Here is a 13,019-nt window from a genome sequence, read left to right on the forward strand (position 1 = left end):
GGATCAGCCGGCGAGCTGAACGAGGGCCCGGGACACCATGCGGCGGGCGTCCTCGGAGAGCATGGCCTTGGACCAGTAGAAGCCCTGGGCAAAGTCGCACCCGAGGTCCGACAGCCGGCCCAGCTGGTCGAGCGTCTCGACGCCCTCGGCCACCGCCTTCATCCCGAGCGTGTGGGCCAGGACCACGACGGCCTCGACGACGACGCTGTCGTGCTCGTCCCGGCACAGCCCGGCCACCAGGGTGCGGTCGATCTGCAGGTAGTGGACGCCGAGGCGGCGGAGCCGGCTGAGCGAGGAGAAGCCGGTGCCGAAGTTGTCGACGGCAATGCCGACCCCGAGGTCGCGCAGGGCCTCGACCGCCCGCACCGATGCGGGGGCCATGAGCGAGCTCTCAGTGAGCTCGACGGTCAACAGTTGGGCGGGAACGCCGTGCTCGGTCAGAGCCGACTCGACCGCACGGGGCAGGTGCTCGTCGACGACCTCCTGGGCGGACAGGTTCACCGACACGCCGACGTTGGCGTGGGGAGCCAGGTCCCGCCAGACGCCGACCTGGCGCACGGCCTCGTTGAGGACGAACTCGCCCAGCCGGCCGATCTCGGCGGTCTCGACCGCCAGGGCCAGGAAGTCCTTGGGCAGCAGCACGCCCCATGCGGGGTGGCGCCAGCGCACGAGCGCCTCGAAGCGGGAGAGGGCCCCGGTCGACAGGTCGAGCTGCGGCTGGTACCAGACCTCGAACTCCCCCCGCTCCAGCGCAGCCTCGATGGCCCCCGGCAGGAGCGCCTGGTCCCGGTTTCTCTCCATGGTTCGCCCTGAGCCCTCGATCCTGGTTCCCGGCGTGCGCCGAGAGGGTGTCCCTGGAGTTTTCGGCGTCCCGGAGACGCCCCTTTAGCCGGGAATCAGCGGATCTGGCGGCGAGCGCCGGGCAGGCCCCGGCGCCGGGCCCAGGGCGAGGAGTAGGCGCTCACCGCCGCCGCCGCCACTCCGACCTCGAGCAGCACGGTGGCCAGGTGGCCCACGCCGATCTCGTGGCCGATGAACCCGCCCAGGATCGAGCCGATCAGCCCGCACAGGATCGTGGCCACGGTCCCGATGGGCTGGGTCCCCGGCACCACCAGGCGGGCCAGGGCCCCGAAGAACAGCCCGACGATGGCGGTGCTGACGAGGGTCCACAGGGCCAGGCCGACCAGGGGCAGGACCACGAACAGGACCAGGAAGGCGACGAACAGGGCCAGGATCACCGCAGCACCTTTCCGGGCCGGGTGCCGGCTCCGTCCGGCGCCGGCTCTCCGTCCACCCGGATCGGGACCCCGTTGACCAGCACGTGGCTCATGCCCACCGGGGCATCCGCGGTGAGCCGCTCCCCGTCGGCCGGGAAGTCGCGCACCCGGCGGAGGGGCCCGGGCGCCACGGTGCCGGGATCGAACACGCACAGGTCGGCGGCCTTGCCCACCTCGACGGTGCCGCGGTCGGCGAGCCCGTAGACGGCGGCCGGCTCCCCGGTCAGCTTGTGGACCGCCCGCTCGAGGCCGATCACCCGCCGCTCGCGCACCCAGTTGCCGAGCAGGTCGGTGGCGAAGCAGGCGTCGCACAGCTGCGACACGTGGGCGCCCGAGTCGGCCAGACCGAGCAGGACGTTGTCCCGGGGCAAGAGCCAGGCGATCCCGTCGGGGTCGTCGTTGGCGAGCACCGACCAGAAGCGGGTGCGCAGCTCGTCCTCCAGGGACAGGTCCAGCACCACGTCCAGCGGGGTGCACCCCCGCTCCCCGGCCAGCTCGGTCACCGACCGGCCGACCAGGTCGGGGCGGGTCTCGGACTCGGCCACCGACAGCGAGGCCCAGTTGAACGGGAGGCCCCGCCGGCCCTGGGGGACGCCCAGCTCCGCCCACGCCGCCTCCCGCCACGCCGGGTCGCGGTAGGCCGCCATGCGGTCCTCCTTGGACACCCCCATCAGCTGCTTGAAGGCGTCGCGCATGTTCAGGGTGAACGGCTCGGCCAGGTTCATCTGGAACACGAGGGGACGGCACGACACCTGGGGCCACACCTCGACCCCCCGGGCCCGGGCGGCGTCGTTCTCCTCGATCACCTTCTCGTGGTACGGGTAGCCCTTGATCGTCAGCAGCGCCGTCCACGTGAACGGCCGGCCGATCTCGGTCTGCAGGGAGAACATGGTCTCGTTGGGGATGACCCCACCGGGCAGCAGGGCCACCACGCCCCGGCCGGCGTCGCGCACCGGGAGCAGGAGGGCGCGCAGCTCCTCGACGTCGGCCACACGCGACGGCACGGGGCGGCCGTGGTCTCCGTTGTGGGTCGGCGAGGCGCTGGACGCGAACCCGATGGCGCCGCCGGCCATGGCCTCGGCCACCACCTGCTGCATGCGCTCGAGCTCCTCGGCCGTGGCGGGCCGCTCGTAGGCGTCCTCCCCCATCACGTAGAGGCGCACGGCGGTGTGACCGACGTAGCAGCCGTAGTTGAGGGTGACGCCGCGCTGCTCGACGGCGTCCAGGTACTGGGGGAAGGTCTCGAAGTCGTCCCACGGCACCCCGACCGACAGCGTCTCGAAGCTCATGTCCTCGACGTGCTGCAGGGTCCGGGCCAGGAGCCCGACCCCGTCGCGGCGGATGGGGGCGATCGAGAACCCGCAGTTCCCCGCCACGACCGTGGTCACCCCGTGGAAGGCCGAGGGGGTGAGGCCCGGGTCCCAGAACACCTGGGCGTCGTAGTGGGTGTGGATGTCGATGAAGCCGGGGCTCACGACCTGCCCCGAGGCGTCGAGCTCCCGGCGGCCCCGCAGGCCGGTGCCGATCCCGGTGATCGTCCCGTCGGTGACGGCCACGTCGGCCGGGCGGCCCGGGGCTCCCGTGCCGTCGACCACCGTCCCGCCCCGGATCACGATGTCTGCGTCCATCCGGCCCTCCTCCGGGCCGGGCCTGCTCAGGCTCGGCCCTGCTCGCGCCAGCATGCCAGGATCGCGCCCATGACCAGGATCTCGAGATGATCAGGGGCGAAGGCAGCGCGTTGATCCCCGGCGTCACCGCCCAGGACGTGTTCGACTTCGTGCTGGACCCGGCGCAGTACACCCGGGCCGACACCAAGATGGTGTGGGTCACCAAGCTGGCGGACATCCCGAACGGGATGCTGGCCCGGGAGGACGGCAAGTTCCTCGGCCGCCTCCCGGGGTCGGTCGTGACCCGCTACGTGTGGGAGCCGCCGAACCACATCGACGTGACCCTGGAGCACGGGATCCCGGCCGAGCTGCACGCCTGGTTCGAGATCGAGGACCGGGAGGGCGGCGCCTTCATCCACCACGTCGAGACCATGTCCATGCCGGCGCCGTTCGGGTGGGCGTGGGACCGGGTGGCAGGAGGGTGGTTCGCCCGGTCGGTGGCGGCGGAGGTGGCCGAGATAGCCCGGCTCCTGGCCGCCGGAGAGCGGGGTCGGGGCGTTGCCGCCCACGACCCGGCCCCCATGGCGTAGGGGATCAGCCCCCGGCGGCGCGCTGCTGGCGCTCGGCGGCGTTGGCCTTGGTCCGGGCCTCCTCGGCCTTGGCCTCCTCCTTGGCGACGTCGGACTGGGCCGCGCCCTTCTCCTGCTGGGCCGACCCCTCCGAGCGCAGGCGGTCGTTGCCCACGACCGAGCCGGCCGCCTCCTTGAGGCCGCCCTTGACCCGCTCGGCGACGCCGCGGGCGCCGGCCTCCGGCCCGGACATTCCCGACATCTTCCGGGTGGCGGACTCACCGGAGCTGCGGCCCTGGCTGGCCTGCTGGCGCTTCTCCTTGGCCGCCGCCTCGACGCGCTTGGCGTCGGCTTTGACCTCGCGCCGGAACTCCTCCATGCGCTCGTCGGCCTTCTTCTGCTGCGCCTGGCCCTGGGTGCGGAGCTCGTCGCGGTCCAGGACCGTTCCCCAGAACTCCCTGGTCAGGCCCACGACCTTCTCCCCGAAGCTCGGGATCATCCGTGGCAGCATCTGGATAGTCGACATCGGTAACTCCACCGTCCTTTGCGTGATCGCTCGATTAGAGGAGGTTCCCGACTACCCCCGGCGGAAAACGCCGCCCGGCCGGTCATAGGTCACCGGTCCAGCTGCCCGCCCAGGTCCGCCGTGGCCCGGACCAGCGCCGGGCTGGGAGCAACTGCCACCGGTCGGGGCTCGTGGAGACGGCGGACCTCCTCGGGCAGAGAACCCCACTCGCCCCCGAAGCGATCCGCCGCCGCGGCCAGGCTTTCCCGGCCCGCCGGCGTGCGCGTCCCTCCCGCCATCACCTCCACGAGGAGCGGTCGGTAGGCGGGAGCGGGCGGCTCCTCCCCGACCAGCGCCAGCACGTCCCCGCCCCAGCCCGGGCCCCGCCACACCTGCTTGGCGCCGGGCCAGGTCTCCTTCCCCGGCGAGCGCTTGCGCACCGGGCGGCCGCCGAACTCAACGAGCTTGTAGACCGTGTCGATCACCGGGGCGTCCCCGGACACGCCGAGGTCGGAGCCCACCCCGAACCCGTCGATGGGAGCGCCCTCCGCCACCAGCTCGGCGATCCGGTCCTCGTCGAGCCCGCCCGACGCGATGACCCCCACCTCGGGGCACCCGGCGTCGTCGAGCCGGTCCCGGGCGTGGCGGGCCAGGGCGGCCAGGTCCCCGGAGTCCAGCCGCAGCGCCCGCAGGGTGACGCCGCCCTCCTGCGCCTCGCGGGCCACCGCCACGGCCCGCTCGATGCCCCGCCAGGGGTCGAAGGTGTCCACGAGGAGGACGGTCGCCGGCCCGAACAGGGCGGTGAAGGCCCGGAACGCATCCACCTCCCGGCGATGGGCCTGGACGAAGGAGTGGGCCATGGTCCCGCTGGCCGGGAGCCCGAACCGGCGGGCGCCCGCCACGTTGCTCGTGCTCTCCAGCCCGCAGATGCGCGCCGCCCGCACCAGATGGAGGGCGGCGTCGACCCCCTGGCACCGCCGCAGGGCGAACTCGGCCAGCGTCCGGTCCCCCGCCGCGTACCGGTAGCGCGCCGCCTTGCTGGCCAGGGTCGTCCCGGTGGTGACCAGGTTGAGGATCAGGGTCTCGACCAGCTGGGCCTCGACCATCGGGGCGGTGACCTCGAGGATCGGCTCCCCGGCGAACACCACCGTCCCCTCCGGCACCGCCCGCACCGACCCGGTGAAGCGCAGCCGGGCCAGCCGCTCCAGCGCCGGCGCGCCCAGCAGGTCGAGGCCCTCCAGACACGCCAGGTCGTCGTCGGTGAAGCGGAGGGCCTCGAGGTAGGCGAGCACCCCGTCCAGGCCGGCCGCCACGAGATAGCCCCGGGTCGGGGGCAGGGCGCGCACGAACAGGCTGAAGGTGGCGGTCGTCTCGGCCATGTCCTCGGCCACGTAGGCCGCCGCCATGGTCAGCTCGTAGAGGTCGGTGAGCAGGGCGGGAGACGACGGCGCCCAGGTCCAGTCCATCCCGGATCATCCCTCAGCCCCCGGCCGACTAGAAACCCCTCCCATGGCAGAGCGACGGGTGGCGATGGTGACGGGGGCCAGCAGGGGCATAGGACGCGCCGGCGCCCTGGCCCTGGCCGAGGCCGGCTTCGACGTGGTCGTGACCGGGCGGACGGTCCACGAGGGTGAGGGACGCGAGGGGGACGTGGTCCTCCCCGGCAGCCTCGAGAAGACCGCGGCGGAGATCGGGGAACGGGGCCAGCAGGCCATCGGGGTCCCGATGGACGTCACCGACCGGACGTCGGTGCGGGCCGCGTTCGACCGCGCCATGGCGGAGTGGGGCCGGATCGACGTGCTCGTCAACAACGCGCCCTACTCGGGGCCCGGCTACGAGGCCCGCATCCTCGACATCGACCCCGACATCGCCATCCGGATGGCCGAGGCCAACTACGTCAACCAGCTGATCCTGGCCCAGCTGGCCCTCCCGGGGATGCTCGAGTCCGGCGCCGGCACGATCATCAACCTCGGCTCGGGATCGGCGCTGGTGCGCCCGCCCGCGCCCGCCGGCGAGGGGGGATGGAGCCTGGCCTACTGCGCCACCAAGGCCGCCCTCCACCAGGTGGCCGTGCTCGTCGACGTGGAGTTCCGGGACCAGGGCATCCGCGCCTTCACCCTCGAGCCGGGCTTCACCATCACCGAGCGGGCCATCGCCCTCGGACGGTCGGGGCCGTACGAGTCGCACTTTGCCGGGGACCCGCCGGAGGTGGCGGGAGCGGTCATCGGCTGGCTGGCCACGTCGGCGGACGCCGACCGCTTCCTCGGGCGGATCGTGCACGCCCAGGCGGCCTGCGCCAAGAACAACCTGCTGCCGGGATGGCCCCCGCCCGGCCGGGACGCCTGATCGGCCGCGCCTACGTCATGCGGCCGTAGGCGGCGCCCGAGTACGCCGTCTCGGAGTGCTGGGTGTTGTCGAGACCCTCGTCCTCCTCGGCGGGTGACACGCGCAGTCGCATGACCGCGTTCACCGCCTTGCCCACGGCAAAGGTGGCGCCGAAGGCGTAGGCCATGGTCACGACGGAGGCGAGGGACTGCTGGCCGAGGAGGTGCAGCCCCCCGCCCGAACCCAGCCCGTCGTGCCCGGCCGGGTTGATGGCCGCGGCGGCGAAGACCCCCAGCAGCAGCATCCCCACCAGCCCGCCGACGCCGTGCACCGCCAGCACGTCGAGGGAGTCGTCATAGCCGAGCCGGAACTTGGCCTGCACCGCCAGCACGCAGATGATCCCGGCGGCCAGCCCGATCCCGATGGAGGGCAGGGTGCCGACGAACCCGGCGCACGGCGTGATCGCCACCATCCCCGCCACCGCCCCCGACGCGGCCCCGAGGGTCGTGGCGTGGCCGCCCCGGACCCGCTCGACCGCCACCCAGCCCATGAGGCCGGCGGCGGCGGCCAGCTGGGTGTTCATGAACGCCTGGGCGGCCACCGAGTTGGCGCCCAGGGCCGAGCCGGCGTTGAACCCGAACCAGCCGAACCACAGGACCCCCGCCCCCATCATCGTGAGGGGAAGGGAGTGGGGACTCATCAGCTCGGGCCACCCCCGCCGGCGCCCCACCACCAGGGCGGCGGCCAGGGCCGAGAAGCCGGAGTTGATCTCCACCACCGTCCCGCCGGCGAAGTCCAGCACGCCGCGGTGGTAGAGCCACCCGCCCGGGCTGAACGCCCAGTGGGCGATCGGGGCGTACACGACCAACGACCACACGGAGATGAACACGACGAACGCCGGAAACCGCAACCGGTCGGCGGTGGCCCCGGTGATGAGGGCGGCGGTGATGACGGCGAACATCATCTGGAAGGCCACGAACGCCAACGGCGGGATGGTGAGCTGGAAGCCCGGGACGCCGGCTCCGATGTGGCGGAGGCCAACCATGCTCAGGTTCCCGATCAACCCGCCCCCGGCGTCGGGCCCGAAGGCCAGGCTGAACCCGAACAGCACCCAGAGCACGCTCACCACGCCGATGCACGTGAACGACTGCATCATCATGCCGAGCACGTGCTTGGCCCGGACCATCCCGCCGTAGAACAGGGCCAGCCCCGGGGTCATGAACAGCACCAGCGCCGTCGACCCGAGGACCCACGCCGTGTCCCCTCCGCTCATCCGTCCCACCGGGATGTGTTAGCCGACGATCACGTCCTTGCGAAAACGACGCAACGGGCCGCCGGGCCCACTCCCGAAGGAGGGACCACGGCGGCCCGGCGGATGACCCGCGGGGGGACGGGTCAGACCTGCTGCGGCTCAGAGCCAGGCGTCGGCGTTCCAGGAGGAGCCGTTCCAGCTCGACCCGTTCCAGGAGGAGCCGTTCCAGCTGCTCCCGTTCCAGCTGCTCCCGTTCCAGGAGGAGCCGTTCCACGAGCTGCCGTTCCAGGAGCTGCCGTTCCAGGAGGAGCCGTTCCAGACCATCCCGTTCCAGGACGAGCCGTTCCAGCTGGAGCCGTTCCACGAGCTGCCGTTCCACGAGCTGCCGTTCCAGCTGCTCCCGTTCCAGCTGCTCCCGTTCCAGGACGAGCCGTTCCAGCTGCTGCCGTTCCAGGAGGAGCCGTTGAACGAGCCGCCGTTCCAGCTCGACCCGTTCCAGGAGGAGCCGTTCCAACTCGAGCCGTTCCAGCTGCTCCCGTTCCACGAGCTGCCGTTCCAGGAGCTGCCCAGGTCCTGGACCGAGCCGGGGGTGGCGGACTCGGCGGCGGCGGCGGCGGTCTGGTCGTAGACCAGCTTGGGGCCGGTGGCGGCGTAGTAGGCGTTCAAGAAGCCGTGGCCCTCGACCAGGGGGTTGCCGAGCTCGGCGGGCATGGCGTTGCCGAGCAGGCGCCCCTTGATCTCATCGGGGCTGGCCGTGGGGTTGGCCGAACTGACCAGGGCGGCGGCCCCCGAGGTGATCGCAGCGGCGAAGCTGGTTCCCGAGCCCACGAAGTTGGCCTTGCCCACCACCGCTGTCGGGTTGGTGGCATAGATGGTCGAGCCGGGATCGGCCAGGCTGATCACCGAGCGGCCCGGGGCCACCAGGTCGGGCTTCATCCAGCCGTCGAACTGGGTCGGGCCGACCGAGGAGAACGGGCAGGCCGCCCAGTTGGCCGGGTTGGGGCTGGCGTTGTCGGCGTAGGCGCCGACGGTGATGGCCAGGGGGTCGTCGCCGGGCGAGGTGATGGTGCCGTTGAACGGCCCGGAGTTGCCCGCCGAGACCACGACTGTGATCCCGGCGTTCCACGCCGCCTCGACGGCCTGGTCGAGCGGCTCGGTGGCCGTGGGACCGGTCGGCATGGCCCCCAGCGAGAGGTTCAAGACGTTGATGGCGTACTTGCGCTGGTTCTTGACGGCGAAGCCGATGCCCTGGACGATCGTGGAGATCGTGCTGGCCCCGGTGGCCCCGGCCACCTTGATCGACACCAGCTTGGCGCCGGGCGCCTCACCGGGGTACTGGCCCCCCGAGGCCGCCCCGTTGCCGGCGATGAGGCCGGCCACGAAGGTGCCGTGGCCGAACTCGTCGGTCCAGGGCGAGCCGTTGCCGTTGACGGTGAGGTCCACGCCGGCGCGCTCACGGCCGGAGAAGTCCTTGAGGGAGCCGTTGATGCCGGTGTCGAGCACCGCCACGGTGGCGTTGGCGCCGGTGATGCCGGCCCTGGCGGCCTGGTCGGCCCCGGTGTCCTGGGTGAAGTAGCCGCTCGGGGGCGAGAAGGTGGTGGTGTCCGGGCAGCTGGCCGCGGCGTTGGCGGAGGGGGCGGCCTGGAAGGCCACCGGCTCGTCGGGGGTGACGGTGACGCCGTCGGCGCTGAGCTCGTCGACCCAGTGCTTGGGCAGGCTGAGCGCCACCCCGTTGATCACGTCGAGGGACTTGGCCCCGAGCCCCTTGGGCAGCTTGGCCACCACGTCGGCCGCCGTCATGTCGGCGGGCAGCTGGACGATCACCGCCTCGGGGGGACCGGCCTGGTCGGCGGCGGATCCGGCATCGCCGGCGGCGGCCAGGGTGGCGCCGGGATCGGCGCCCGGGTGGCTCTTCGGCGGCTTGGCGGCCGCCCAGGCCGGCGTGACCGCCAGCACCGAGAGCCCGCCGGCTGCGGCCGCCGCCGCCCAACGGGTTCCCCGGCGGCCCCACGACACTCCACGCTTGCTGTTCATGGGGAGATGAACGGGTGTCCGGAAGACCGCCTTGAGAACACGGCGGGACAATCGGTCTTCGGTCGCAGCCGGCCTCCCCGGCAGGGGACCAAAGGTCCCACCGGAGGTCAGACTCCGGCTCTCGGACCGGGCCGGGGCACCCTGCGGCAGGCGTCCCTAACCTGCGCCCCGTGCCGACGACGGATGGGAAGCAGGGAAGGGGACGCCCGGGCCTGAGCCTGGACGGGGCCACGGTCGTGATCACCGGGGCGTCGAGGGGGATCGGGCGGGCCGTGGCCGTGCAGGCGGCCAGGCGGGGGGCCCGGGTGGGGCTGATCGCCCGCTCGGCGGCCGACCTCGAGAAGGTGCGGGGCGAGATCGGCGGCACCAGCGCCACGGCCCCGGCCGACGTGGCCGACAGGGACCAGGTCGGGGCCGCCATCAGGTCGCTGGAGGAGGCGCTGGGCCCGACCGACGTCCTGGTGGCCAACGCCGGGATCGGCGCCTATGGCGCATTTTCCGACATTCCGGTCGACGAGGTCGAGCGGCTGGTCCGGGTCAACCTCCTCGGGACCGTCTATCCCCTGAAGGCGGTGCTGCCGGGGATGCTCGAGAGGGGCCGGGGCCACCTGGTGGTGGTCTCCTCCGTGGCGGGAAGGTTCGGGTCACCGTTCGAGGCCGCCTACGCCGCCACCAAGTTCGGCCAGACCGGCCTGGCCGAGGCCATGTCCGTCGAGCTGGAGGCCCGGGGCGTCGGGGTGTCGATCGTCAATCCGGGCGTGGTCGACACCGACTTCTTCGCGACCCGGGGCCACGCCTACGACCGGCCCTTCCCGAAGCCGATCTCCGCCGACCGGGTGGCGGCGGCGGTGGTCGGGGCGGTGGAGTCGGGCCGGCGGGAGGTCTTCGTCCCCCGCTGGTTCAAGTACGCCCTGGCGGTGCGCCACCTCTCCCCCGGTCTCTACGCCCGCGGAACCCGACGGAGCTTCAAGGACCAGCTGTGAGGGTCGGGGTGGGGCTGCCCATGAAGGCGCTGCCCCGGGACGAGCTGGTGACCTTCGCCCGCAAGGTCGAGGACGGGCCGTTCGACAGCATCAGCCTGGGCCAGCGCCTGACCTTCGAGAGCAACGACCCGATGATTGCCCTCACGTTCGTGGCCGCCATCACCGAGCGGATCCGCCTGCTGACGTCGGTGCTGTGCCTGCCCTTCCACAAGGAGGGGGTCACGGCCCAGCAGGCCGCCACCCTCGACCGGCTGTCGCTCGGCCGCTTCAGCTTCGGGGTGGGGCTGGGGGGCCGTCCCGCCGACTTTGCCGTGGCGCCCGCCGAGTGGGCGGGGCGGGGCCGGCGCTTCGAGGAGCAGCTCCTGGCGATGAAGCGGGCCTGGCGGGGCGAGGCTCCGTTCCCGGGCACCGAGCCCGTCGGCCCCTCACCGCTCACACCCGGAGGGCCCGAGCTCATCGTGGGCGGGATGGCCCCGGCCGCCCTCGAGCGGGCGGGACGGGTGGCCGACGGCATCCGCAGCTTCAGCTTCTCGACCGACGTGCGCCAGCACCTCGACCGCCTGGCCGTCACCGCGGCGGCGTGGGAACAGGCGGGCCGGGAGGGACGCCCCCGGTTGATCACCGCCACCCACTTTGCCCTCGGGCCCGACGCCCGGCAGTCCTACGAGGAGCACGTCCAGCGGTACTACGGCTATTCCGCCGAGCTGATGGCCGAGGCGCTCTCGGGTGATGCGCCCACGTCACCCGACGCCATCCGGGCCACCATCCGCCGCTTCGCCGACGCAGGGGTCGACGAGCTGGTGTTCACCGCCACCACGTCGGACACCATGGACTCCCTCGACCGGCTGGCGCAGGCGGTGGCCGGCGCCTGACGGCGCCCCCCTGGCCGGGGCCGGTCAGTGGCGGTGACGGTGGCTGCCGCTGCCGACGGTCGACGATGTCGAAGACGTTGACGAGGTCGAAGACGTTGACGAGGTCGAAGACGTTGACGAGGTCGAAGACGTTGACGAGGTCGAAGACGTCGACGACCTCGAGGACGTCGACGAGCCCGATGAGGTCGTAGAGGTCGTCGGGGCGCGCACCGGTCGCGCCGTGGTGCTCGTGGGTGCGGCGGCCGACGTCGACGTGGTGGTCGGACGGTGCCGGCGGGCCTGGGTGGTCGACGTGGTGGTTGGGGCCACCGTCGTCGAGGTCGTCGACGTCACCGGGTGACGGCGGTGGTGCGAGCCCGACCGGGTCGTGGCGGTCGTGTCACCCGCTCCGGTGGTCGAGGTCGGGGTCGGGCCCCCGGTGGTGCTGGTCGGGCCCGCTCCGGGGTGCTGGCGATGGTGCCGGGAGGGGCCGGTGGGAGTGGTCTGGTCGGGCGCCCCGGGATGGGGCTTCCTGACCCCCTTGGCCGGCTCGTTCCTGGCCGGGGTGCTCTTGGCCGGGGTGCTCTTGGGCGGGGCGTGCCGGGCCGGATGGGCCCCGGCCCCGCCCGCCACCACCGGCAGGCCCGGGCCCGAGCTCGACACGTCGGGGATCTCCGGCCGGGTGGCCCCCACGAATGCGGGGCTGAAGCCGGCCACCGGCTCGATCCTGACCACGGCCCCGGTGTGCGGGGCGTCGATCATCTTCCCGGCCCCGACGTAGATCCCCACGTGCTCCACGCCGCGCGGACCGGACCCGAAGAACACGAGGTCTCCGGCGTACAGCTCGGCTCCCGCCGGCAGACGGGGACCGGCGTCGTACTGGGACTGGGCCACCCGGGGCATGTCGATGCCCGCCTCGGCCATGACCCACTGCACCAGACCGGAGCAGTCGAAGCCGACCTTGGGGTTCTCCCCGCCCCACACGTAGGGCGTGCCGAGGAAGGCCTCGGCATCGTGGACGATCACCGAGCCGAGGCCGATGCTCCCCGACGCCGTCGGCTCCTCACCGGCCCGGGCCTGGTACTGCCCGGCGAGGGCCAGCACGGCCGACACGTAGGCGGCGGAGTGGTTGTAGGCGAACACGGCGCCGTAGAGGCCCGCCGGGCTGCCGGCGCCGTCGGCGCACAGGAGCCGGGCCGCCGACCAGATGGCGTCAGGCGAGTCGTACGGGGAGGGCGGGGCCGCGCCCCCCGGGGCCACGACGCCGTAGGCGGCGAACGTCCACGGCAGGAACTGCATCGGCCCCTCGGCCCCGGCGTAGTTGGCGCCCGAGTGCACGCCGGGCAGCGAGGACTGGCCGTTGTCGCTCTCGACCGTGCCGATGGCGGCCAGCACCGCCCAGGACAGACCGGGGCAGGTGGTGGATGCCTCCTCGTACCAGGAGAGGTAGTCGTCCGGTATCCCGGTCAGATGGGCGGGAGCCGAGGCGGGCCGGGGCGGCGGCGCCGGGGCGGGCGTGCCGGCCGGAGCCGGAGCGGGGCTCGGAGGAGGCGGCGGGGCCGGCGGGAGATGGGTCATCAGGCCGTCGACGTCCTCCACCTTCCACCCCGAGCCGT

General features: G+C 73.0%; 12 protein-coding genes. 4 read left to right on the forward strand and 8 right to left on the reverse strand.

The genetic code is table 11. The features are described from left to right. Positions 1–3: 3 nt before the first annotated feature. From VFW24_09630 to VFW24_09640, 3 genes are all read right to left on the reverse strand, one after another. Positions 4–801 (reverse strand): EAL domain-containing protein, encoded by a 798-nt coding sequence (locus tag VFW24_09630; protein ID HEX5267022.1) that lies wholly within the window; start codon positions 799–801, stop codon positions 4–6. Between the two features lie 95 nt (positions 802–896). Continuing rightward, complete coding sequence (locus tag VFW24_09635) at positions 897–1,238, reverse strand: hypothetical protein (GenBank protein HEX5267023.1); 342 nt, start codon at positions 1,236–1,238, stop codon at positions 897–899. Next, positions 1,235–2,905: an amidohydrolase family protein gene (locus VFW24_09640; GenBank protein ID HEX5267024.1), complete on the reverse strand. Its 1,671-nt coding sequence runs from the start codon at positions 2,903–2,905 to the stop codon at positions 1,235–1,237. The genes VFW24_09635 and VFW24_09640 overlap by 4 nt, the downstream gene beginning before the upstream one ends. An 86-nt stretch (positions 2,906–2,991) precedes the next feature. Between VFW24_09640 and VFW24_09645 the strand changes: the two genes are divergently transcribed. Further along, positions 2,992–3,474 carry an SRPBCC family protein gene (locus VFW24_09645; protein HEX5267025.1) on the forward strand — a complete coding sequence of 161 codons (483 nt, stop codon included), beginning with the start codon at positions 2,992–2,994 and terminating at the stop codon, positions 3,472–3,474. Between the two features lie 4 nt (positions 3,475–3,478). Here VFW24_09645 and VFW24_09650 read toward each other — a convergent pair whose 3' ends face one another. Both VFW24_09650 and VFW24_09655 read right to left on the reverse strand, forming a co-directional pair. After that, positions 3,479–3,952, reverse strand: a complete 474-nt coding sequence (locus VFW24_09650; GenBank protein HEX5267026.1) for a CsbD family protein — start codon at positions 3,950–3,952, stop codon at positions 3,479–3,481. A 116-nt stretch (positions 3,953–4,068) separates the two neighbouring features. Further along, positions 4,069–5,424, reverse strand: coding sequence for a nicotinate phosphoribosyltransferase (locus VFW24_09655; GenBank protein HEX5267027.1), 1,356 nt, complete (start codon positions 5,422–5,424; stop codon positions 4,069–4,071). Positions 5,425–5,467: 43 nt separating this feature from the next. Between VFW24_09655 and VFW24_09660 the strand changes: the two genes are divergently transcribed. After that, on the forward strand, positions 5,468–6,304 hold the full coding sequence (locus VFW24_09660) for an SDR family oxidoreductase (GenBank protein HEX5267028.1): 837 nt from the start codon (positions 5,468–5,470) through the stop codon (positions 6,302–6,304). Between the two features lie 10 nt (positions 6,305–6,314). Here the strand turns inward: VFW24_09660 and VFW24_09665 are convergent, their stop codons facing one another. Together VFW24_09665 and VFW24_09670 are read right to left on the reverse strand one after the other, a co-directional pair. Beyond that, a complete protein-coding gene (locus tag VFW24_09665) occupies positions 6,315–7,556 on the reverse strand; it encodes an ammonium transporter (GenBank protein ID HEX5267029.1) in 1,242 nt (413 codons plus the stop codon). 138 nt (positions 7,557–7,694) lie between these two features. Next, entirely contained in the window at positions 7,695–9,569 is a 1,875-nt protein-coding gene (locus tag VFW24_09670; protein ID HEX5267030.1) for a S8 family serine peptidase, read from the reverse strand. Positions 9,570–9,739: 170 nt separating this feature from the next. On the opposite strand from VFW24_09670, the gene VFW24_09675 reads away from it, so the two are divergent. Together VFW24_09675 and VFW24_09680 are read left to right on the forward strand one after the other, a co-directional pair. After that, positions 9,740–10,552 carry an SDR family NAD(P)-dependent oxidoreductase gene (locus VFW24_09675; protein HEX5267031.1) on the forward strand — a complete coding sequence of 271 codons (813 nt, stop codon included), beginning with the start codon at positions 9,740–9,742 and terminating at the stop codon, positions 10,550–10,552. After that, positions 10,549–11,424: an LLM class flavin-dependent oxidoreductase gene (locus VFW24_09680; GenBank protein ID HEX5267032.1), complete on the forward strand. Its 876-nt coding sequence runs from the start codon at positions 10,549–10,551 to the stop codon at positions 11,422–11,424. Before VFW24_09675 ends, VFW24_09680 begins: the two co-directional genes overlap by 4 nt. A 24-nt stretch (positions 11,425–11,448) precedes the next feature. Here the strand turns inward: VFW24_09680 and VFW24_09685 are convergent. Then, positions 11,449–13,019, reverse strand: a 1,571-nt coding sequence (locus tag VFW24_09685) for a bifunctional lytic transglycosylase/C40 family peptidase (GenBank protein ID HEX5267033.1), incomplete at its 5' end; no start/stop codon positions are given.

The organism is Acidimicrobiales bacterium (genome assembly GCA_036273495.1).
Classification (GTDB): Bacteria; Actinomycetota; Acidimicrobiia; order Acidimicrobiales; family JAJPHE01; genus DASSEU01.